The organism is Rhizobium sp. 01L410, assembly GCF_056400165.1.
The window spans coordinates 289850-310414 of record NZ_JBFTST010000005.1 but is presented as its reverse complement, the minus strand read 5'-3'; the positions used below and the strand labels follow the sequence as shown (position 1 = coordinate 310414).

The window sequence follows — 20565 nt, the reverse complement described above, 5'->3', positions numbered from 1 at the left end:
TGGTCGCTCCACGGCGCGCACGTGCTCATGCAAGTTCGGACGGCCGCGCTGAACGGCGAACTTCGCGATCGCTTGAGGGCACCGGTTTTGACAGCCAGAACCGAACGTGCCTTCGATCTTCAAACCCAAGCCACCCCTCTTGCGCGCCGCCTGACCCCGGAGAAGTTACCGGTCTCAAGCAAAGTGTGACTGCATCGAAGAAAAGCCTGTCATCCACGACTAGGGCTATCGTCGGGACCTCGCTCACCGGAGCAAAGGGCGCCACGCTGAAAGATCAGAAAGCGATCGACGATACCGCGGCCGGAATCTGTGCGGTGGGTGTGTGGACCCCTTCCGAATGTAGAGCGCATGGGAGTTCCCGATAGTCGGCGAAGCAGGCGTTAAAGCCTCCCACCCTCATCTGAAAACAATGAAGCAAACAAATGGGCTTTTTCCTCCTGTTGAACCGGTCTATCATCGCCATCTGCCTTGCGCGGGGAGCGACGTGGAAGATTCTGTAAAAGTGGTGAAGTTGGGCGACGGTTGGGCGGTCTACGTGCTTGACGGTGGGGTCGTGACCAGCCAAAGCTTCAAATTCGAGGCCTATGCGACTGCTTGGGCTGATGGTCAACGTTCACGGCTCAAACTGCCCCCGTTTGACCGACGCCCTTGAATGTGATTTTCCACCGTCGCATTATACAGGTCTTACCTATGGGTAGGGACGGCGCACGGTTATAAATTCCGCGCAAAGAAAAAGGCCGGACGTGCCGGCCTCGTTCTCGATAAAGCGAGATTTTACTGGTTGTTCTCGCCGCAAGCCACGCCCTGCGGAGTAGCGTCGCTCTTGCCCGCCTGGGTCTGGAGAGCGCCCTTGGTGTTGGAGCCGTCCTTGCAGTCGGTTGAGTTGGTCTTGGTCGTGCTATTGGTCATCGTACCATCGGTGGACATCGGCTTCATCGTCTTGGTGCCAGTGCTGTCCATGTCGCCATTGGCGCCGCCGCCGGCATCTTCATTGGCGTTCTTGTCGGTCGCCATATTGTTCGGAACCGGGTTGGACTGAGCATAAGACATCGAAGTTGCCATGCCGAGAGCGAGAAGCGATGCGGCTACGAGTTTCATTTTCATTTAATGTTTCCTCCTTCAGGAATTGTCACCGGATGGCAACACGGGGAGAGAACAAGTGCTGAACCTTGATGTTCCGGCCGACTGGATCACTAAAGGTTGACGGAACTCTCGACTCATCTCGATGTTGTTGAGTGGCGTAAGCCTTCCCTCCTTCGGCTTTAACGCCATGCGGAACGCGCTTGGCAGGAGCGCGTTCCGTCAAGCTTTGGATAAAAGCTCGGCCAAGACCATTTGCATCTGGAGTTTTATCCGCTACCCTTCATCTAGACAGTTGGTGACATCTGTTTAGAGGTCATTGTCCGCTCTCCAAAGCCGCGTTGATGACCTCGCCAAGTTTACAAATACGATGAGTGTCACTGCCATCGTATCGAGCCGCCTCACGTTCCTAAGGCTTTCCTGAGCCTCATTCGCGTGAGGCGGCTTTTTCCCTTCCATCAACGAATAACCCTCACGGCTGTCAACCGTAAGGGTTCTCTTGCTGCGATTGAGGCACAGCGTGGCATCACAAGTGGGCACGTCGGAACCGCGTCCACTAACGGAAAAGGCCCGGTAACGCTGCTACCGGGCCTTCGCGCCGAAAGTGGCGGCGTTGCGGGTGTATCAATTCCCGCTCTGCTCTCTCGTCCCTTTTGGTTTGGCTTCCAGAAGGGCCATGCGTATCAAATATTCGATCAGTGGGTTCCCGTCAGAACGGGCAAGCTTGGCGCAAACGGTAAGATGATCAACAAGAAGTGGCTTGGTCATTTGCTCCTCCGGCGCGTCCTCCAACGCGAATGAGTGTCGTCTAATATATCTTGATCGAAGCTTAACGAGCGGGAGCCAATTTTTGCCCCGGATGGTCTCCTTCTGCGCCCCCCGCAACGTTATCGTTTCTCTGTTTTGTCGCCATCTGGAAGGGCTGGGACTATCACGGTTGCCCACGCCGAACGGTATCCTCTCAGCCAAGCGGAGTGCAGATCTAGGCGGTCGGCGTATGGGTTTGAAGACGCAAGACCCCCAGACCTTGCAAGGTCACGCCCCTGTTGCTCGGCCTCTTCAACTTCTCTCAGTAAGCACATTTTGGCACCCTCATTACCAACGGTATTTCCAAGTAATTCCGGGTGGTCGAATTTCAATGCCCTACCCCACGGCCGTTCATAAATTGTGGGCAACCGAACACTCCAAGCCGCTCATCGGGGGCGGCTTTTCTTAAGGCATGACAATCGAGCGTAGCGTGGCATCGAAAGGGCAAGGGCAGGGATGGCAGGGAGTCTGGAAATGAGCAACAACGGAGACGGTTCGATCCTATGGCCTCCTGGGCTCGCCTATTGGAGCGCGTCGGGAACTAGGGCAAAAAACTCTCCGATCTTCGCTCAAACATGAACACGGGCTTCCAGCAGCTCAACGCCGCGATCAACACCCTCTCCAACGAGGTCGGCGGCGGCTCGAAGACCCAGTGGTCTATCATCATCGGCTTCAGCTCGGTGACGATCACCATCCTTGCCGGCTTCGGGCTTCTTGCGCTGCAGCCAATTGAGGACAACATTACGCAGATCGGGGAAGACGCGAAGGTTCAAACCGCCAGCACCTCGACGGCTAATGCAACACTGGTCGATAAGATGGTCAGCAAGGACGAGATGCAGTGGCGGACGCAGCGCGGTGTGGAATGCGGTCAAAGACCTTCGAGACGCCCAGGTGCCGCGCGCTGAACTCGATCGCGTCTTCGCGGCATATGATCAGCGGTTCCTCGACCAACAGCGACAGCTCAGCGACATGAAGGAATCGCAGGGCAGCGTGTGCGGCGCCAGGGACGTCATCATGGATCTGAAGACGAACCAGCAGCGGCTTGAACGAGAGCTGTCCGACACGAAGACAAGGGCGGGCGGACAAGCCATAGCTTGTGGGCGATCAATGCGATCTACGAGGTCGAGGCAACATTCCTGCAGCCTTGTCGGCAACGATTTTAAGCGTCTCCCAATCCGGCAGATCCTTCTCGGCAACACGCTCCTGCGTGGCAGTTAAGAGCCATGCGGCGGCTTCGACGCTTTCCGCTTCCTTGCACTCGTTGAAGCGCTCAAGACAGGCAGTGATTCTTGGTCTCGCAGATCCGTCAGCCCAGGGGATCGAGGCGGCCAGAGAACGAGCCTCCGAGTAGGCGTCGGCTATTTGCTGCTTTTCTCGTTCATTGCTTTCAGTGATGACACCCAATGTGAAAATCAGTGTTTTCATCAAGTGGCGGCTTTCATCAGATTGATCAGGCAAGGTGGCCTCCAACGTATCGACGGGGAACCTAGCTCATACCGCGATTAGATTGCAATTTTTGAATGTATGTTTTCCAATATCGACATGAAGAGGCTCGCGGCGCCTCCGAGCGTGGATGGCGCCGCTCGTGAGCATTACCAGCGGCAGATACGCTTCTTGGAGTAGACCCAGCGGTGATGGTGCCGGTACCGAACGGTCTTGACGCGGCATCGCGGGCCATGACGATAGTAGTTTCGGCCGTGGCGCCAATCCCGACGGTCATGATGGCGATCCCATGACCGGCCATGATGACTGTCTCCGACCGTCACTGTTACGCTATCCGCGAGACTGGGAGTGGCCGATGAGAATATAGAAGCCAGGCCGATCATGCCTGCGATGATAATAGCTTTCATTCGAGTTACTCCAAACAGGTGATAACGCGCTCAAAACGCCGGCCACTGAACGCGGTTCCATGCCTAGGACTTTGGTCTGATGCCGTTGCCAAAGAAAAACCCGGCTCAGAGCGGGGCAAGGGGGTGCTGTGGAGTATGATGTCCGGGAAATTGACATCGGTAGCGTAACTCGGAAGGCCGCATACCGGTTCCGCGCTAGTGTCTTCGCGCGGACAGGTCGTAGGCTGCCGAGGGAATTAGGCCTGATGAAATCTCTGGTGTTGCAGCCGCGGTTTCGTCAATGAGAAATGCGGGGTCAAAAAGCCGATAGGATCAAGGGAATTAATCTTCCAGGATTCCCTCCCAAGCCCTCAACGCCAAAAGCGGTGTTCAAGAGCCCGGCGCGAACGAGAAGTCTTGCGCAGCAGGGATGCCAGGGCACGTCTCGTTTGAGAAGGGCTCGCCATACGCAGGCGAGCCCTTCATGCAACAAGGTGGCCGCCAAGACGTATCACCGGCGGGAATTAATCAAAACTGATGATGTTAGTCACGTGACACGAGCGCGGTGGAGCCGGGGGCAAGATGGGGAAGTGAGAGTGCGAGCGATGAACGTGCTGTCGTTTCGCACTTAACTGAGTTCTTCCTCAATTTCTGTGATTCAGCGGCATCATTCTCGCCCTCATCAGTTCCGGACCGGCGCGACCGTACATTGCTCGCCTCAGTACCTTGAGGCGGTTGATCTGACCTCGGCTTGACCGTTGCTCCAGAGAGTTCGATTGCATTTCTTACGGCATCGCGCCGACCCTCCATAGCTTGGCTGCTGGCGCGATCGGCTTGCCCTCAAATCGGCCGCCGTAGCTGCCAAGATGCTCGGCCGAAACGAAGAGGAATGCGCGCGCTATCCGGGACGCCGTCCTGCTAACCGTCGCCGTCGAGGATTCCGGCCCGGCTAGAAAGTTGTTTCTGGCGACACGAATGTTGACGCGCCGATCCGGACCGGTCACCACCTCATTCGTCAAAGATATCGCCGACCTTTCTGGGTTTCGGTGGGACGACGGACTTGCCTCAATTCCCGATATCGTCGATTCTGCCATTCAGTCCGGGCGAGCAATACCCTTCGTGGTGGCGGACCTTATTACGGCGATCTCTGCCGTTCGCCCGGATGCCGAGGTGCTGGCGCTTGGGCTGGCCGAGGCCGTTCTGGCGCACCGGGGCGGCCACACAGCTGTTCGAGCGTCGGAAAGTTTCGAGGCGGTGCGGGAGCTTTCCGGCCGCACCTCCTTCCGGATGGTTGGGTTGTGACAATGGCAGCAGTGAGCACAGCCAAGACCGGTCGGCGCCAGGCTAAAGAACGACAGGACGTGCTCTTCGATCGCGAGCAAAGACCTGCCATCAGATCTGCGCTGGCGGGAATGGATGGTGGGCGTGGAGGCGGTGATCTTTGTTTCCGCCGAACCCGTTAGCCGCGAGACGCTGGCGCAAGCGGGCGGAAAAGACTGCAGCATCGATCTTCTCATCGATGATCTGCGCGAGGAGCTCAGTTCCCGGCCTTATGAGCTGGTGTCGGTCGCGAGTGGCAGCATCGAACCCGCCCGCGGTTCGCCGAGACGATCCGCGCCTGCTCGGCTCCGACAAGGGACGGCGGCACTGTCGGAGTTCGAGGCGATGGTGCTGATGGCGGTGGGATATTTCCAACCGATCACCCGCGGCAAACTATCGAAGATCTTTGGCAAGGCAGTTCAGCAAGGAAGTCAGCCGCGACACGATTGGCTCCTACGTGGCGCCGGGTTTATTTCTTCTGGACCACGCAGTCCGGCTCCAGGAGCGCCATACACTTTTGCAACGACGAAGCATTTTCTATCAGCCTTTGGCTTTGATGCCCTGCGTGATCTTCCTGATATCGAGGCACTCGAAGACGATGGATTGCTGAGCAGAACCATCCCCTATGGCGACGACATTTCCGTCGCGGCCGAGGAATTCTTTGATGGTGAAGAAGATGCGAGCGTCGATTTCTCGGTGCTGCGACCAACTGAAGGAGATTGGAGCCTAGAATTCGGACCATCTGTTTTGTCCTCACGGACGAGACCTCCGTGAGGCATTCTCAAGAAATCAGAGCCAGTCCTACGCCGCCAACCGCAGCCACAACGACAACGAGCCACGGCGGAAGCTTCCACGACATCAGAAGTAGAAAGCAGGAGAGGGCCAGCGTGAAATCACGCATGTTGCCGATGGCGCTTGTGAATACTGGCGAATAGAGGGCAGCGCCGAGGATGCCGACAACCGCAGCGTTTGCTCCCTGCATAAGCGACTGCGCTGTCGCCGACGAGCGAAACCGGTCCCAAAAGGGCAGTACGCCGATGAGAATCAGAAATCCTGGCAGGAAGACGGAGAGCAGTGCGATTACTGCGCCAACTATGCCATTCGGCTGCGGTCCAAGTACAGTGCCGAGGTAGGCCGCAAAGGTGAACAGCGGCCCAGGGACCGCCTGTGCGGCACCATAGCCTGCCAGGAATGCATCGGGGGATACCCACCCAGGTTGCACGACTTCGGCCTCGAGAAGAGGCAAGACTACATGGCCACCGCCGAACACGAGTGAACCGGCGCGGTAGAAGCTATCAGCGACAGCGAATGCCTGGCCGTATTTCGCGAGCAGAGGCAGAATCACAAGCAGTCCGAAAAAAGCGACGAGTGCCGCAGCCGCACCCTGTCGGGACACCGGCATTGTGACATGGCCACTCACTGGTGTGCCAGTGCCGCGGCTAAGTGCCAGCCCCGCGCCTGCGCCAATCAGGATCGCACTCACCATGCCGAAGGCTCCCGGCATGAATGCGAGCACCGCCACGGCCGCGACCGCAATTGCCGCTCGTTCTTTATCCGGACAGAGGTTCTTCGCCATGCCCCAGACGGCCTGCGCCACGATGGCGACTGCGACGATCTTCAGGCCATGCAGCACGCCCGTGCCGACCGGCCCCGAAATGCTTGCAGCAGACATGCCAAACACCAACAGGATCAGCGCAGATGGCAAGGTGAAGGCCGTAAAGGCCGCCAGTGCCCCTAGCCAGCCCGCGCGTATCATGCCTAAAGCAAAACCCGCCTGACTGGATGCTGGACCCGGCAAGAATTGGCAAAGGGCGACCAGATCGGCATAGGCGTGATCGGAAAGCCAAGCGCGTCGGTGCACGAGTTCTTCCCGGAAGTACCCGAGATGAGCAATCGGTCCGCCGAATGATGTGAGGCCGAGCTTCAGGAACGTGAGAAAGACTTCTGCGGGCGTGCCGGCAGGCGTTTGAGTCTGGGCCGTGCTCGTGCTGTCTGTCATTCTGCTCCTGCCTCGCCCTTGAGTTCTCTCAGTTGGATCCTGACAACCGCCGGGCCTTCATTTGCAAGTCTCGCGATCGTCAGAAACGCCAGAATTGCAAGTGCGCCGAGCCCCGTTGTGATCGCGAGCGAGGAGGTTGCGCCTATATTGGCCATGGCAAACGCCAGGGCGAACGGTGCGGTCGCAGAGACTATGAGCCTCGCCGCCATAACCTTACCCTGAAATCTGCCATAGCCTTCGCTGCCAAATAGCGTCAGCGGCAGGGTGCCGGTGACGATGCTGAACAGGCCGTTGCCCAGACCGAAAACGATCGCAAAAGCCATCGCTCCGGTCACGGATGGCGCCGTGAGGATCAAGATCAGCACGCCACCCGGAATGAGCGCCGCGGCGATCGTTGCCAAAGCCAGTGGCGGCAGATTGCCGCCGATCACCATGTTCGTGAACCGGCTCAAAACCTGCGACGGGCCGAACAGTGTGCCGACTGTTGCAGCCGTGGCGCCCAGACCGAGGCCCGACAATAGCGGCACCATATGGACCAACACTGCCGCGCTAACGAGCGACTGCAACGAGAAACCGGCGACCATCAGAATAAACCCAAGGCGTCTGACGTCCGGACGCAAAGCCCCGTCAACGACGCTTACCGATCCGCTCTGTTCCTGTCGGCGGCCCTTGGCAAGCCCATGGGAAAGCCAGGCATGGAAAGGCAGGCAGATCAGGAGATTGAGTCCGGCGAACACGAGATAGATGTTTTGCCAGGAGAGATGGGCATGCAGCGTCGTGGTGATGGGCCAGAAGATTGTTGAAGCAAATCCGGCGATCAAGGTCAGATAAGTGATGCTGCGTTGGGCGGTCTGCGGCCGGATCTGGACAAGCAGCGCGAAGGCTGCGCCGTACTGTACCAGGTTTGCGGCGATCTCGATCACGATCAACGCCGCAACGAAGGCAATCTTGCCGGGCGCGAAAGCGCAGGCGATAAGGGCCGAAGCGGCAATTGCGGAACCAGCCGTCATCACGCGGCCCGCGCCGAAGTGGTCTATCGCCCTGCCCAGCCACGGCGCGCTCAGTCCGCCCAGGAGAAGTGCCGCCGAAAGCGCACCGAATATCCATTCCGCCGACCAGTTCAGATCCCGTGCCATGTCTGGCGCGAGAATGCTGAAGCTGTAGTAAAGCGTCCCGTAGCCGATGATCTGCGTGAGGCCCAAAGCGAGGATGGCGGCAATCGGCGGACGTTCCATCATATGGATTTCAGGCCCACGCGTTGTTCGAGTTTTTCAGCCTCTTCCTTCCGCTCGCTGTAGCGATTGGTGAGATAGGAAGACGCATCCCGTGTCAGAAGGGTGAACTTCACCAGTTCCTCGCAGACATCGACGACGCGATCGTAGTAGGAGGATGGCTTCATGCGCCCGTCCGCGTCGAACTCCTGGAAGGCCTTGGCGACCGACGACTGGTTGGGGATCGTGATCATCCGCATCCAGCGACCGAGAACACGAAGCTGGTTGATGGCATTGAACGACTGCGATCCGCCAGAGACCTGCATTACCGCCAACGTCTTTCCCTGGGTCGGACGAACCGATCCGATCGACAGCGGAATCCAGTCGATCTGCGCCTTCATGATCCCAGTCACCGCGCCGTGGCGTTCCGGGCTGACCCACACCTGACCCTCCGACCATGCCGAGAGCTCGCGCAGTTCCTGTACCTTCGGATGGCTCACCGGCTCGGCGTCAGGCAGAGGTAGACCCTCCGGATTGAAGATCCGAACCTCGCAGCCGAAGTGCTCGAGCAGCCGACCAGCCTCGAATGCCAGGAATCGGCTATAGGAGATGGTCCGCAGCGAGCCGTAGAGGATAAGGATGCGCGGCTTGTGGGTCGAGAACGCCGGACGCAATGCAGCCTGATCCGGCTGTTGCAGGTGTTCCAACGATGCAGCAGCCAAATCAGACAATGCGCTTGCCCTCGCTGTCGAGTACCTTTTCACCATCCTCTTTGGTGAAGGCGCCCTGATGCGTTTCTGGTAAGATTTCCAGAACCATCTCCGACGGACGCGCAAGCCTTGTGCCGAGCGGCGTAATGACGAACGGCCGGTTGATCAAGATCGGGTTTTCGAGCATGGCGTCGAGTAACTGATCGTCGGTCAAGGATATGTCGTCCAAACCCAATTCCGTATAGGGCGTGCCCTTTTCACGGATCGCCTGGCGCACGGTTAGACCGGCGTCAGCGATCATCGTCACAAGCCGATCGCGTGAGGGCGGGTTGCTCAGGTACTCAATCACCGTGGGTTCAATGCTGGCGTTCCGGATCATCGCCAACGTGTTGCGAGACGTTCCGCAATCCGGATTGTGATAGATGATGGCGTCCATGGTCAGACCCTTTCAATGGCTTCGGATTTGGAATGGGAAGTTGCTCGCACGGCGCCGCCGCGCTCGTACCAACCCTTGCTGCGGTTGACGATCCAGACGACTGACAACATCACCGGCACCTCGATGAGAACGCCGACGACGGTTGCAAGTGCCGCGCCCGAGTTGAAGCCAAACAGGCTGATTGCTGCGGCGACCGCCAGTTCGAAGAAGTTCGAGGCGCCGATCAAGGCCGACGGACCGGCGACGCAATGTTGCTCGCCTGACACCCGGTTCAGCAGATAGGCAAGACCGGAGTTGAAGTAGACCTGGATCAGGATGGGCACCGCCAGCAAGGCGATGATGGTCGGCTGGGCGATGATCTGCTCCCCTTGGAAACCGAACAGAAGCACCAGCGTGGCAAGGAGCGCCACCAACGATAGTGGCTGTAGTGTTTTCAGCAGACGGTCGAGGGATGCCCATGATCCGGAAGCAAGCAGGCTGCGGCGCAGGATCTGGGCGACTATCACCGGCAGAATGATGTAGAGCACCACCGAGATTACCAGCGTCGCCCATGGCACGGTGATGGCGGAAAGACCAAGCAGCAGGCCGACGATCGGCGCGAACGCCACCACCATGATCGCGTCATTCAGCGCGACCTGCGAAAGCGTGAAGAGGGGCTCGCCCTTGGTCAGGTTCGACCAGACGAACACCATCGCCGTACAGGGTGCCGCGGCAAGGATGATCAGACCGGCGATATAGGAATCGATTTGCACCTCCGGCAACATTGGCCGGAACAGATAACCGATGAACAGCCAGCCCAGCAGCGCCATCGAGAAGGGTTTGACTGCCCAGTTGATGAACAGAGTCACACCGATACCGCGCCAATGCCGGCCGACCTGGCTCAAAGCCGCAAAATCGATCTTGACCAGCATCGGGATAATCATCAGCCAGATCAGCACGGCGACGGGAATGTTGACCTTGGCGACTTCGGCGGAGCCGATCACCTGAAAGACATCCGGCATCAAGTGACCAAAGGCAATGCCTGCAAGGATGCATAAAAACACCCACACCGTTAGATAGCGTTCAAATGAGGACATCGTTGCTATCCCTGCAATGGCTTGGCGAGCAGCGCTGCTGACGCGGGACAAAGGCTGGCCGCCTGACGGGTCTGCAAAATTGCGGCCGGCGCCGTCGCACGGTCTATCGGCCTGAAGCCGAGGGTTTCGAAGAAGGGAGCGGCGTTCGTGGTCAGAAGGTAGCCCGTGCGTGCGCCGTCCGCATAGGCGCGTCGCAGCAAAAGGTCAGTCGCACGACGGCCCAGGCCCTTGTGACGGTTGTCAGGCGTGATCACCACCGACCGCAGCAGCGCATTGTCGCCATGCAACTCATATCCACCATAGCCCACCGTATCGACGCCACGGGCAATCCGGAAGAATGTTCGCCCTGCGTCGTCAAGATCATCCGTTGGAAGGTCGGCATTTTCGAGCGCGCTACGGAGTGCGTCTTCATGTCCGGTTAACGGAAGGAGCGTCGGCGAGGTGGCGCCTTCGGTCGCACCGATCTGACGGAGTTGAGTTTCGAGCGCCAACTTGTCGATCGAGGTGATCGGCAAGTTGATGAAGAGGGTAATACGGTTCTTGAGGTAGCGTGCCGCCAGGGCAAAGGCGCGGCCAACCTCAATATCGGAACCCTCTACCGCAGCAGGGTCCTCGACACCCCAATGGGCGGCCATCGGATGGCCAGGCCAGACCGGGCAGGCTTCCCCCGCCGCGTTGTCACAGACGGTGACGATGAAGTCCATCTGCGGGGCATGCGCCTCGGCAAAGACATCCCAGCTTTTCGAGCTGAATCCGGTCGCGGGATAGCCAAGCGCGTCCAGAGTTTTCAGCGCCCAGGGATGGACCTGTCCCTTCGGATGGCTGCCGGCCGAGAAGGCGCGGAAACGGCCTTTTCCCTCGGTATTGAGGATGGATTCCGCCAGGATCGAGCGTGCGGAATTGCCCGCGCAGAGAAAGAGCACATTATAAACGCGGTCGGCAGTCATTGCAGGTTCTCCTTGGCCGTCGGAGCGCAGCAGGCGGCAACCTCGGCGGCCGGCGCGCAGATTTCGGGATGACCTGAGCAGCAGTCTTCCATCAGGAAGCGCACCAGCCCGCCCAGAGCTTCATAGTTCGCGGTGTAGATGATCGAGCGGGATTGTCGTTGCGCAGCGATCAGCCCGGAATGCTCGAGTTCCTTTAAGTGGAACGAGATATTCGACGGCGAGACCTCGACCTTCTCGGCCAATGCCCCGGCCGCCATCCCATCGGGCCCAGCGACCACCAGGATGCGGACGATCTGCAAACGGGTCTCCTGAGAGAGGGCGGCGAACGCACCGAGGGCTTGACGCTGGTCCATATTTCAATCATCCTTGAATAGTTGAAACGATGATTACCGCAAATAAACGCGATCGACAACAGCAGAATTTCTTCTGAAGACATCAGCTTGGGTTTCCTTCTCGACACACTGGCCGGCGCCAAGGACGTGCATCTGGTGTTCCACTACGATGGGCACCCGGTGAAGGCGGGCTACCATGTGACGGAGGTCAAGGCCGGACATTTCTCGGCGCTGGACTGCGGTGCAAACCCGGAAGCTGGTTGGAGATCTTCGTCCAACTGTGGGACATTGATGAGGACGATCGACCTCACATGCCGGGCGGAAAGTTTTCGGCCATCATCCGCAAGGTCTCTGAGCATCTGAAGCTGGACCGATCCGCCAAGCTGACATTCGAGGTCAGCGACGGTGTGCGGCCAATGTCGCTCTATTGCGCCGGATTACCAAGGCTTCGCGATGGCGCACAGCATGTCGAACTGTTGCCGCGCGCGGCTAGTTGCAAGCCGCGTGATCGCTGGCTTGCTGCTGAGCCTGCTCAATCCACTTGCTGCGGGGCAGCGTGCTGCCTTTAGATTTGACTGTGTTGATTGAATCTCTTGCCGGCTTGCTTCGATCTGCTTGTCAAAGTCCGATCGGAACGACCGGTACTCCCACCGTCCCGTTTGAGGGTTTCGTCGTCGCCAGACCACCTCCAGCCAGAACACGTGACCATCGATTGGGATGACGGGGAACCAGGCCTACCACTCGCGCCACAGGCATTGTTCCTTCAACATCACGCAATCCTCCCCCTTGTTATCTTTGTCGATCTCAAGCCCTGTAGGCGACGAGCACGGCTCCTCCCGCGATCATCGCGGCACCAAGCCAGTTCGAAAGCGTCAGGCGATCGCCGAGAAACAGCACAGCGAAAATGAACACGAACACGACGGACAGCTTGTCGATCGGCGCGACGCGGGCCGCATCGCCAAACTTCAATGCCCGAAATAGCAAATCCAGGAGGCGCCGGTGGCAAGGCCGGAACGCACGAGGAACAGCCAGCTTCTGGTAGAGACCGAAGAGGGCTCCTCCCAATTGCCGGCGATGTAGACCATTGCGCCAGCGGCCAACAGGATGACGATGGTGCGAATGAAGGTGGCGAAGTCGGCATTGACGTTCTCGACGCCGACCTTGGCGAAGATCGCCGTCAGGGCTGCAAAGCCTGCCGAAAGGAGCGCCCAGAACGGCCAGCTTGAGAGGAAGATTTTCATGCGGCTTGTCCTTGCCCAGCCAGCCGGATCAGCATGAGGCCGACAAACAGTCCGGCCATCGAAAGAACCAGCGAAAGGGCGATGTATCCGGCAGCAAGGCGCCATTGCCCGCGTTCGCACAGGGTCACGGCATCGAGCGGGAAGGTCGAGGTGGTGAAACCCCCGAGCAGCCCGGTGGTCAGGAAGAGGCGCAGTTCTTGAATTCGGTGAGCAGGCCCATGATGACAGAGCCGACAACATTGACGGCGAGTGTGCGGTAGGGAAAGCCGAAGCCGAACAGGCGCGCCGCTCGCATGGGCGGCTTGTGCGGTTCAGCGGCGTCTTGCGCTGCAGGGGCTCGCAGGCACTGGGTGAATGGATCGACGATGCCATCGACACCGAGTCCACGGCAATCATGCGTTTCGCCAGCGTTTTGCGCCGGGATATTGATGCCGTAAGAAATGCAATCGAACCCCCCTGGAGCAACGGTCAAGCCGAGGTCAGATCAACCGCCTCAAGGTACTGAAGCGAGCAACGGACGGTCGCGCCGGTCCGGAACTGATGAGGGCGAGAATGATGCCGCTGAATCACAGGAATTGAGGAAGAACCGCATAACCATGGGCAGGGGATGTATCGCTCCACCAAACCCGAAAGTCAGCGAGAAACCACGATATCAGTTTCACCCGTACGTTCTTGCGGTATCTCCATTCCCGCCCGCCGCAGCCCAGCTGCGAGGCGCGCTGCGTCGCTGGCCTGAACATTTCGCATCAATAATTCCTCCACAATGTGCGCCGGAAAGTCTGGTCGCATCCGAACGAACTCAATCATCGCGTGATTCGCATCATCCATTCTGCCGACCTCACCGTATATGACGGCCGCAACGGCATGATAGAGCGGAAATTTTTGCATATCCGCCAGTTCTATTTCCCTCAGAGCGGTTTTGTTGTCGTGAAGCATGAACGCAGCCAGGGCGCGCGTGCCGTGATAAAATCCACCCCCTCCCGGGTTAAGCCTTATGGCTTGATCGAGCATATCGGCTCCCCGTTGCCACTGTCCGCTTAACGCAAGCCGCGTGCCGAACTCACCCATAAGTTCAGTGTCGTTCGGGTTTGTTGCCAGGGCTTGCTCTCCCACCCGAATTCCTTCGTCCGGCCGCCTGTCGAAATACAGTGCCATCATCAGCGCTTGAAGGCCGCGGGTATTGCCCGGATCGAGCTGTGTCGAACGCTTTGCGGCCCGGAGGGCGCGTTGCAGCGGACCATCTTGCCCTGGCTCAGCATTTAACTTGAATCGGCCCTCATCAAGATAGATGATCGATAGCATCGCCCATGCGGTTGCGTAGGTCGGATGACGTGCCACAGCGCTCTCCAAGCAGTTGCGCACACTCGCGTGCGCGCCGGCGCTCAGTTCGGCGCGATATCCGTAAAAGCGAAGGGTGCATTCGTAACTCCCTGGATCATTCGGAGGTGGGTTGGACGCCTCGACCTGGGCCATTATTCCGTAGGGCTGCGCGATTGTTGTAGCCACCCTTCTTGCGACGTCAGACTGGATGGCGAAAAGGTCGCTGGAGCCGAGGTCGTTATCGTAATCCTGCGACCAGACGATCTCGTTGTCGGTGGTATCAAGGAGACGTGCGGTGACACGCAACCGGCTACCAGAGGCACGGACGCCACCGGCCAGAATATACCGGGCGCCGAGCTCATCACGGACGGCGGACGCGCTGACGTCGGGAGAAAGGGACTTCGACGTCTCGCGACCGAAGACCTTGATCTCCTTGAACCGCGGCAGCGCCGTCAGCAGTTCTTCCGTGAGCCCGACCGTGTAGAGCTGAGCGGTAGGTCCATCGCCAAGGTTCGCGAAAGGGGCGACGACGAGGGAAGGTCGGTCCGGGGAGGGGGCGCCTTCCAAAGGGGCCGGGGAACGAAGGGTGAGACCACCGATGGCAACCGCCCCTACGACTGCAAGTCCGGCTGCGACCAACGCAAACGCTGTCCTTTTGGTGCGCCACCATGGCCCGCTTGAAGACAATGGAAGAACGGCTGCCGGTGCGATCCGGGTCACGTCCGAGGCCTCGGTGTTCCAAGAGAAGGCCGGCACGTAGCCGCCCTTCGGCACGTCGATCCTGACAGGATCGTTCTTCCCGCTCACGAGATAGTAGCGCTCGAGCGACCGGCGCAGGCGGCCCGCTTCGATACGGACGACGGGGTCGTCCTGAGTGAAGGTTTCGTCGCGACCGAACACTTCGATGGCGATCGAATAGCCTTTTATCCGGCCGCTCCGTCCGGCTAGCGTCTCTCCGACGACATAGCGCAGGAATGCCGCCGCCCGGCTGCCTCCGGGGAACTCTGGGCTGGTCGTGATGCGTTCAAGCTGCGCCAGAATGTCGTCGGCACACGGAACGTCACTTCGCGTCGATGCTGTCATGGACCCCTCCATCAACGCTGTTGCCATTGTGAACCCCTCTTGCCCTGGAGCTGCCATGTCAACGTCGCATTACTGAGGAACCTACACCCCGAACGTGTTTTCGTCCACGTCCGTCAATGGGCGGCTGCCGGCGTGATGATTCCAAGACTACCGAGCCCGCTGACGATCAACTGGATCGCCACGGCGGTTAGCAGGATCCCGAAGACCACCTCCGACACCACCATGCTTGCCGGTCTCATCCGCTTGGCGAGCTTGTCGGTATTCGTGAACACCAGATAGTCGAAGGCGCCGACGACGAGGATCAATCCTGCAACCAGGGCCGCGCTGGCGATCGACACGACTTCGCCCGAGGCAAGGATGATCACGGTGATGCCGACCGGATTGAGCAGGTAGGGAACCGCCAAGGGAAACACGGCGAGCTTGTCCGGGTCAACAGGTGCCTCCAGTTCCCCGTGCGGCTTCTCCGTCGGCCCCGATGCCATCTTGATGGCGATCAGGGCAAGGATGATGCCACCCGCCACGGCCACGGCGCCGCCCGTAATGTGCAGCAGACGCATCAGCAGCGCGCCTGTGGCGAACAGGATCAATGCCGTGATCAGCGCCGTCAGAACCATCTGACGGCCGATGCGGACCTTGGTTTCCGTATCGAACGCATGGGTTTTTTCAAGGAACGGCACCAGTGCAATTTTCGGCCCCATGCCGATCAGAAGTAAAAGCAAGAGTTTGCCGACAAGCGTCGCATCGATGATGGTGAAGTCCATGGTGCCCTCTGTTTTTTGACGATCTTAGAACCCTTCCCACTCCGGGAAGGGCAGTATGCTCGGACACCCTCAGCGCGGGCAGACGTCCCAGAAACCTGTCGTCTTGGCGGGCGAGGTGTAGTACCAGCACTGCCCGGGTTGTGGTGGGGTGCCTGCCAGCGATACGGCGGCCGCGCCCGCAACGAAGCCGATAGCAGCGCCGGCGGCAATGGCGGCTCCCGGACGCCAGTAACGGCGAGGCGCGACGACCACGACCCCACGTCGCGCTGGCCGATATGCCGGCCGCACGGCGGGGCGATAGGCCGGATGGTACCCCGGTCGTGTCCGCCCGGCGGCCGCACATCCACGAGGACCGCACGCTGCGGCAGCGCAGCCTCTCGGACCACATGCCGCGACGCCGCGGCGGGCTTCGGCGGTGGACGGCACCAACATGGGTGCAAAGACCAACATGATCGCCGACAGGGCCGCGAGCAGGTGACTTGGAATGGTGAGCATTCTCATTGCAGTTCCTCCGGTTCTCTTCATTTCGCCTGACACAAACTCACTGAGTTCCCACAGCGATCGCCGCATTGTGCGTCGCCAGCGCCTGCTGGGCGGCAGCGGCAACACCCTCGTCCTTCCCGCCGGAAACCTGCACGGTCGGCACGGCGATCCTGATTCCGTTGTCGTTGAAAGCCTGATGGATCATGCGCAGCGCACGGCGCTTCAGCGTGAACTGCTGGCCGGGAAGCGTCATCACCTTCATCCGCAGGAGAAGTCCGGAGTCGCCCAGGCTGTCGATGCCCTGCATCTTCAAGGGCTCAATCGTGATCGGCTTGAACTCGGGATCCTCGAACAGCTCAAGCCCGATCTTCTTGATGATCTTTCGGGCCTTCTCAATGTCGGCGTCGTAAGTCACGGTGATCGTCATCTTCTCGATCGCCCAGTCGCGGCTCATGTTCTGGACCGCTCCGAGTTCGCTGAAGGGCACGATGTAGATTGCGCCGCGCTGATGCCGGAGTTTGACAGATCTCAAGCTGAAGGATTCGACCGTTCCCTTATAGCTGCCGCTCTGGATGTACTCGCCAACCCTGAAGGCGTCGTCGAGCAGGTAGAACATTCCGCTGATGATGTCCTTGACCACGGTCTGCGCGCCGAAGCCGATCGCCACGCCGACGACGCCCGCACCTGCGATCAGTGGCCCGATCTCCACGCCAAGGGCCGACAGCGCCATCATGACGGCGACGACGGCAAGCAGGATCATGACGAAGTTGCGCAGGATCGGCAGCAAGGTTCTCATGCGGGTGCGCCGTCGCTCTCGTTCGCTGCCAAATTCCAGCGCCGCCTCGGTGTCGCCGAGCCTCCGGTCGATCAGCACTTTAACGACGTTCCAGGCAAGGTCCACGACCAGCAGAATGATACCGGCGCTCAATGCTCCGCGCACGAGGCGCAGGGCAGGGCTATCCTGCATCGTCATCGCGGTCAGACGAACCTCCAGCACTTCGGCGAGCAGCAGGATTGCTCCGACAATGAGCGCCGCCCGGACGCCGCGCTCGACCACCACGGATATGACAGTGCCTCGCTTGTGACCGTCTTCAACGTGTTCGGATGAGCGCAAGAGATTGTTCACCGATGCCTTGGTGAGGGCAACGGCTCCGGGAAGCGCCGCACAGACCACCGCTATCCAGAACAGCTTCATTGCGCCGACCACCCACAGTAGCCAGACGCCGATGAAGTAGGCGGTCCACAACCAGTGTCGGGCGCGAACACTGATGTGTCGTGGGTGTTCGACCAGGTCGACCGCCACCGGACGCCGCCAGACGGCTTCAATGGCAATGACGAGCAGGATGAGCCCGAGCGCGTAGGCCACGAGCTGTTGGGAGGGCAGGGAAAAGCCAAGCGTGCCAAGAAGACGGATGGTCACCCAGCCGAAAGCATACCATCCTGCAGCGTAGCTCAGGCGCTTCGTCCAGAAGCGCGCGGCTTCGTCTGAAACAGGGACGACGCGGAACTGGTTGTGTACCAACCCGCGCGGGGCAAGCAACACGCCGAACAGAGCACTTGCCAGGCGAAAGACGACGACGGCGAGCAGGTAGCCGACGACGACTTCCCTGACGATAGGTGGCCATTGGAAAAAGAGGAAGAAGCCGATGCTGCCCAGTCCGAAGGAAAGAACGTAACCCGTCGCCCAGATCAAACGGGCGAACACGACGATCATCCGCTCGCGTGCTGTCAAAACCGAGGCTCGAACCATCCACGCGCCCCATCCGGTCGTGATCCACCGGAACAGCCATTGCGTCACCAGTCCGGCTGCGACGAAGGCGATCACCAGCAAGATTGGTCGCGTCCCGCCATTCGCTTCGACGTCCCTCTCAAGAAGGGCGGCGCCGCGCATGGCCTCCGAGGGAAAGGTTTGCGCCCCCGTGAGCAGGCCGGCCACGTGTTCGCGAAGGCGCATGGTCGCGGTGGCGAACGAAGCCGTGTCACTGTCCGCCGACACCACTGGAGCAGCCGCGGCCGGTGTCGTTACCTGCTGACGCAGCCAGTTCTGGACCGCGGGATCGTTGATGAGGTCCGCGAATTGCCTGACGCTATCGGGCGGCGTCGTGTCAGATTCAGTCGGTGGCGACGCGACCTGTGCCGCCGCCAGGTTTGCGCTGCACGACATGAACCCCAAAACCATAACAACCTGGATGATGGTCTTGACTGGCGACTGCTTCGAAAAAACGCGCATCGTACATCCTGAATTTTGACACTGGCGGCCGGGCGGCTATCGTCCGCACGTCGTGGGTGAGGGGTCGTCGCTCTTGCAGGTGTCCTTCGCCTTCGGGCCGGGAGCCCCAGTGAGGCCCTGTACTTCAGTGGCATAGTTATCCCTGGTGTTGGGGTCGACGATCGCGACAGGAGCGGCGAGGATCAGACCGGCAGCGCTACCAGCCGCCGCGGCTGTGGTGGTCGTCGCCGCAAGGATCGTATCCCCAAGGCCGACCTTGCTGTCGGTCAGCGTTTGCCCGTCGGAAATCCGCGCGCCGATGAGACGAACGACTTCGGGCGACTCGGCGAACTTGCCGTGGTTCAGACTGTCGCCTGCCTTGACCTTGGTGAGATCGATTACCGTGATCTGACTGTCGGCGAGTTCCTTCTTGAAGGGCGCCTGTTCCGGATCGATCCCGCCGAGCCGGGCCACGTCGCCCCAAACGCGGCGCGAGACCGCGAGCGCGCGATCGTCCCGCGAGACGAACAGGGTGAACTTGGGGTGCTGCTTGCCCATGTCGACGATCTGCTGGCGGAAGACGTCGACATCGACGTCGGGCGAAGCGAGCATGACGTTCTCGAACTTGGCGGGAAGGCGGCCGTTGCGAATCGCCATCTGCCGCAGCGCCTCCAGTGCCAGCCAGTTCCCCATCGAGTGCGCTAAGATGGAGACCTCCTTCACCTCGGGATCCTTGGCGAGGTACTGGAAGAGTGTCTCCAATGCATTGCGTGTGTAGTTCGTGCTTTCCCTGTCGTAGCCGTAGGCAAGCAGACTGCCGCGCGACGGCCAGGTCACGAGCACGGGCGCGCTGTGGACGCCCGAATCCTGGACGATCTGTGCAAAACGATAGACGGAGTCCTCGAAGCGGTTGTTGAAGCCGTGGATGAACACCAGGACGCTTCCGTCGCGGCTTTTCCTGACCGAAGCGCTGAGCCATTTGCGGGCATCGTCGCGCGTGATCTCGTCGGCCTTCAGTGTGGCGAAGTCTGTCGCCGGATTGGATGGCAGCCGCTTCGGCCAGGCGACTTCCCCGACCTTTCGGACGCTGGCGGGTGGAATGGAAACCGTTATGTCGGCAAACGCCGGGGCAGGCGCACGCTCACCAGAGAACATCTCTCCCTGGACAGACGAGCGGCTCCTTGTCGTTGTCACCAGCATGTCGACTTTCGTCGATTGCGGCGAAGTGTCGGCGACTGGGATGAGCACGTTCTTCGGATGGCTGCCGCACCCTGCGACCGCGATTAACGCTACAAGGGGAACCGTCTTCAAACCACCTGGAAGTGCCGCGCAAATGCGGCCGACGATCGTGTTCGCTCTCTTCAATTCCAACGCCCCGCAGCTTCACCCTGACTGGTCCTCGCGCATTGCGAGGGAACCTGGCCGCGGAGAAGCTAGCCGAACATCAAGGTGGTTACGCGTAACATCGGGTATGTTACATCCCCATTTCAGCGAATGGTGGCCACTAAAACGCTTCCGCTTCATCAGATAAGGGATTTTCATTTGCGCCCCGAAAGCAGGCGGTTTTCGGTCCAATCGAACAATTGGCGAGCCCGGTAAGGCGTCTCGGAGCATGTATGATACAGTAACATACTGCACGACCCGCCCGTCTTCCACGAACATAGTTGCGGAAGAAACTGCCGACCGGCACGTCCAATTGGCATAATTCATGCGCTGTGGAA

20 protein-coding genes and 5 pseudogenes are annotated in these 20565 nt (G+C 59.8%); 6 read left to right on the top strand and 19 right to left on the bottom strand.

Going from position 1 to position 20565, the window contains the following annotated elements:
• Positions 1-774 precede the first annotated feature (774 nt).
• From AC1DV9_RS13675 to AC1DV9_RS13665, 3 genes are all read right to left on the bottom strand, one after another.
• Complete coding sequence (locus AC1DV9_RS13675) at positions 775-1104, bottom strand: hypothetical protein (RefSeq protein WP_112540142.1); 330 nt, start codon at positions 1102-1104, stop codon at positions 775-777.
• Between the two features lie 600 nt (positions 1105-1704).
• Complete coding sequence (locus tag AC1DV9_RS13670) at positions 1705-1848, bottom strand: hypothetical protein (RefSeq protein ID WP_162698809.1); 144 nt, start codon at positions 1846-1848, stop codon at positions 1705-1707.
• A 119-nt stretch (positions 1849-1967) separates the two neighbouring features.
• Positions 1968-2162, bottom strand: coding sequence for a ribosome modulation factor (locus AC1DV9_RS13665; RefSeq protein WP_477831467.1), 195 nt, complete (start codon positions 2160-2162; stop codon positions 1968-1970).
• Positions 2163-2462: 300 nt separating this feature from the next.
• On the opposite strand from AC1DV9_RS13665, the gene AC1DV9_RS13660 reads away from it, so the two are divergent.
• Positions 2463-2792, top strand: coding sequence for a hypothetical protein (locus AC1DV9_RS13660; RefSeq protein WP_477948426.1), 330 nt, complete (start codon positions 2463-2465; stop codon positions 2790-2792).
• A gap of 199 nt (positions 2793-2991) precedes the next feature.
• Here the strand turns inward: AC1DV9_RS13660 and AC1DV9_RS13655 are convergent, their stop codons facing one another.
• Positions 2992-3345, bottom strand: coding sequence for a hypothetical protein (locus AC1DV9_RS13655; RefSeq protein ID WP_477948424.1), 354 nt, complete (start codon positions 3343-3345; stop codon positions 2992-2994).
• 1222 nt (positions 3346-4567) lie between these two features.
• Here AC1DV9_RS13655 and AC1DV9_RS13650 point away from each other — a divergent pair.
• The 3 genes and pseudogenes from AC1DV9_RS13650 to scpB form a co-directional block, all read left to right on the top strand.
• Positions 4568-4669: pseudogene (locus AC1DV9_RS13650) on the top strand (hypothetical protein); the annotation flags it as partial.
• 4 nt (positions 4670-4673) lie between these two features.
• Positions 4674-5018, top strand: a complete 345-nt coding sequence (locus AC1DV9_RS13645) for a DUF1403 family protein (RefSeq protein ID WP_477948422.1) — start codon at positions 4674-4676, stop codon at positions 5016-5018.
• Between the two features lie 114 nt (positions 5019-5132).
• The gene (gene scpB, locus AC1DV9_RS13640) at positions 5133-5810 is read left to right on the top strand and encodes an SMC-Scp complex subunit ScpB (protein WP_477948420.1); all 678 of its coding nucleotides are present in this window, start codon (positions 5133-5135) and stop codon (positions 5808-5810) included.
• 7 nt (positions 5811-5817) lie between these two features.
• On the opposite strand, the gene chrA is transcribed toward scpB, so the two are convergent.
• From chrA to AC1DV9_RS13600, 8 genes and pseudogenes are all read right to left on the bottom strand, one after another.
• Entirely contained in the window at positions 5818-7035 is a 1218-nt protein-coding gene (gene chrA, locus AC1DV9_RS13635) for a chromate efflux transporter (protein ID WP_477948418.1), read from the bottom strand.
• Complete coding sequence (arsK, locus tag AC1DV9_RS13630) at positions 7032-8273, bottom strand: arsenite efflux MFS transporter ArsK (RefSeq protein ID WP_477948416.1); 1242 nt, start codon at positions 8271-8273, stop codon at positions 7032-7034. The genes chrA and arsK overlap by 4 nt, the downstream gene beginning before the upstream one ends.
• Entirely contained in the window at positions 8270-9013 is a 744-nt protein-coding gene (gene arsH / locus AC1DV9_RS13625; protein ID WP_162702708.1) for an arsenical resistance protein ArsH, read from the bottom strand. Before arsH ends, arsK begins: the two co-directional genes overlap by 4 nt.
• Entirely contained in the window at positions 8970-9398 is a 429-nt protein-coding gene (gene arsC, locus AC1DV9_RS13620) for an arsenate reductase (glutaredoxin) (protein ID WP_477948592.1), read from the bottom strand. Before arsC ends, arsH begins: the two co-directional genes overlap by 44 nt.
• Entirely contained in the window at positions 9395-10468 is a 1074-nt protein-coding gene (gene arsB, locus AC1DV9_RS13615; RefSeq protein WP_477948590.1) for an ACR3 family arsenite efflux transporter, read from the bottom strand. The genes arsC and arsB overlap by 4 nt, the downstream gene beginning before the upstream one ends.
• Positions 10469-10473: 5 nt before the next feature.
• Positions 10474-10932: an arsenic resistance N-acetyltransferase ArsN2 gene (gene arsN2 / locus AC1DV9_RS13610; RefSeq protein WP_477948589.1), complete on the bottom strand. Its 459-nt coding sequence runs from the start codon at positions 10930-10932 to the stop codon at positions 10474-10476.
• Positions 10906-11415, bottom strand: a pseudogene (locus tag AC1DV9_RS13605) (arsenate reductase ArsC); the annotation flags it as partial. The pseudogene AC1DV9_RS13605 and the gene arsN2, both read right to left, overlap by 27 nt.
• Positions 11412-11768, bottom strand: a complete 357-nt coding sequence (locus tag AC1DV9_RS13600) for an ArsR/SmtB family transcription factor (RefSeq protein ID WP_060718455.1) — start codon at positions 11766-11768, stop codon at positions 11412-11414. The gene AC1DV9_RS13600 and the pseudogene AC1DV9_RS13605, both read right to left, overlap by 4 nt.
• A gap of 42 nt (positions 11769-11810) precedes the next feature.
• Here AC1DV9_RS13600 and AC1DV9_RS13595 point away from each other — a divergent pair.
• Positions 11811-12316 (top strand): annotated as a pseudogene (locus AC1DV9_RS13595) (DUF6428 family protein).
• Positions 12317-12551: 235 nt separating this feature from the next.
• Here the strand turns inward: AC1DV9_RS13595 and AC1DV9_RS13590 are convergent.
• Both AC1DV9_RS13590 and AC1DV9_RS13585 read right to left on the bottom strand, forming a co-directional pair.
• Positions 12552-12988: pseudogene (locus tag AC1DV9_RS13590) on the bottom strand (EamA family transporter).
• Positions 12985-13158: a CrcB family protein gene (locus tag AC1DV9_RS13585; protein ID WP_477948588.1), complete on the bottom strand. Its 174-nt coding sequence runs from the start codon at positions 13156-13158 to the stop codon at positions 12985-12987. The pseudogene AC1DV9_RS13590 and the gene AC1DV9_RS13585 overlap by 4 nt, the downstream one beginning before the upstream one ends.
• A 137-nt stretch (positions 13159-13295) precedes the next feature.
• On the opposite strand from AC1DV9_RS13585, the pseudogene AC1DV9_RS13580 reads away from it, so the two are divergent.
• Positions 13296-13567: pseudogene (locus tag AC1DV9_RS13580) on the top strand (transposase); the annotation flags it as partial.
• 54 nt (positions 13568-13621) lie between these two features.
• On the opposite strand, the gene AC1DV9_RS13575 reads toward AC1DV9_RS13580, so the two are convergent.
• From AC1DV9_RS13575 to AC1DV9_RS13555, 5 genes are all read right to left on the bottom strand, one after another.
• On the bottom strand, positions 13622-15391 hold the full coding sequence (locus AC1DV9_RS13575) for an adenylate cyclase (RefSeq protein WP_477948413.1): 1770 nt from the start codon (positions 15389-15391) through the stop codon (positions 13622-13624).
• A 113-nt stretch (positions 15392-15504) separates the two neighbouring features.
• A complete protein-coding gene (locus AC1DV9_RS13570; protein ID WP_477948412.1) occupies positions 15505-16152 on the bottom strand; it encodes a MarC family protein in 648 nt (215 codons plus the stop codon).
• Between the two features lie 69 nt (positions 16153-16221).
• On the bottom strand, positions 16222-16653 hold the full coding sequence (locus AC1DV9_RS13565) for a hypothetical protein (RefSeq protein WP_477948410.1): 432 nt from the start codon (positions 16651-16653) through the stop codon (positions 16222-16224).
• Positions 16654-16693: 40 nt separating this feature from the next.
• Entirely contained in the window at positions 16694-18865 is a 2172-nt protein-coding gene (locus AC1DV9_RS13560; RefSeq protein WP_477948409.1) for a mechanosensitive ion channel family protein, read from the bottom strand.
• A gap of 36 nt (positions 18866-18901) precedes the next feature.
• The gene (locus AC1DV9_RS13555) at positions 18902-20179 is read right to left on the bottom strand and encodes an alpha/beta hydrolase (RefSeq protein ID WP_477948587.1); all 1278 of its coding nucleotides are present in this window, start codon (positions 20177-20179) and stop codon (positions 18902-18904) included.
• Positions 20180-20565 lie beyond the last annotated feature (386 nt).

Bases quoted from the DNA above. Each gene is read 5' to 3' on its own strand.
- AC1DV9_RS13600 (WP_060718455.1), bottom strand. From the start codon at position 11,768: ATGGACCAGCGTCAAGCCCTCGGTGCGTTCGCCGCCCTCTCTCAGGAG.
- AC1DV9_RS13565 (WP_477948410.1), bottom strand. From the start codon at position 16,653: ATGAGAATGCTCACCATTCCAAGTCACCTGCTCGCGGCCCTGTCGGCG.
- arsB (WP_477948590.1), bottom strand. From the start codon at position 10,468: ATGTCCTCATTTGAACGCTATCTAACGGTGTGGGTGTTTTTATGCATC.
- AC1DV9_RS13560 (WP_477948409.1), bottom strand. From the start codon at position 18,865: ATGCGCGTTTTTTCGAAGCAGTCGCCAGTCAAGACCATCATCCAGGTT.
- AC1DV9_RS13665 (WP_477831467.1), bottom strand. From the start codon at position 2,162: ATGTGCTTACTGAGAGAAGTTGAAGAGGCCGAGCAACAGGGGCGTGAC.
- scpB (WP_477948420.1), top strand. From the start codon at position 5,133: ATGGTGGGCGTGGAGGCGGTGATCTTTGTTTCCGCCGAACCCGTTAGC.
- arsH (WP_162702708.1), bottom strand. From the start codon at position 9,013: ATGGTGAAAAGGTACTCGACAGCGAGGGCAAGCGCATTGTCTGATTTG.
- AC1DV9_RS13570 (WP_477948412.1), bottom strand. From the start codon at position 16,152: ATGGACTTCACCATCATCGATGCGACGCTTGTCGGCAAACTCTTGCTT.
- AC1DV9_RS13675 (WP_112540142.1), bottom strand. From the start codon at position 1,104: ATGAAAATGAAACTCGTAGCCGCATCGCTTCTCGCTCTCGGCATGGCA.
- AC1DV9_RS13660 (WP_477948426.1), top strand. From the start codon at position 2,463: ATGAACACGGGCTTCCAGCAGCTCAACGCCGCGATCAACACCCTCTCC.
- arsK (WP_477948416.1), bottom strand. From the start codon at position 8,273: ATGATGGAACGTCCGCCGATTGCCGCCATCCTCGCTTTGGGCCTCACG.
- AC1DV9_RS13575 (WP_477948413.1), bottom strand. From the start codon at position 15,391: ATGACAGCATCGACGCGAAGTGACGTTCCGTGTGCCGACGACATTCTG.
- chrA (WP_477948418.1), bottom strand. From the start codon at position 7,035: ATGACAGACAGCACGAGCACGGCCCAGACTCAAACGCCTGCCGGCACG.
- AC1DV9_RS13670 (WP_162698809.1), bottom strand. From the start codon at position 1,848: ATGACCAAGCCACTTCTTGTTGATCATCTTACCGTTTGCGCCAAGCTT.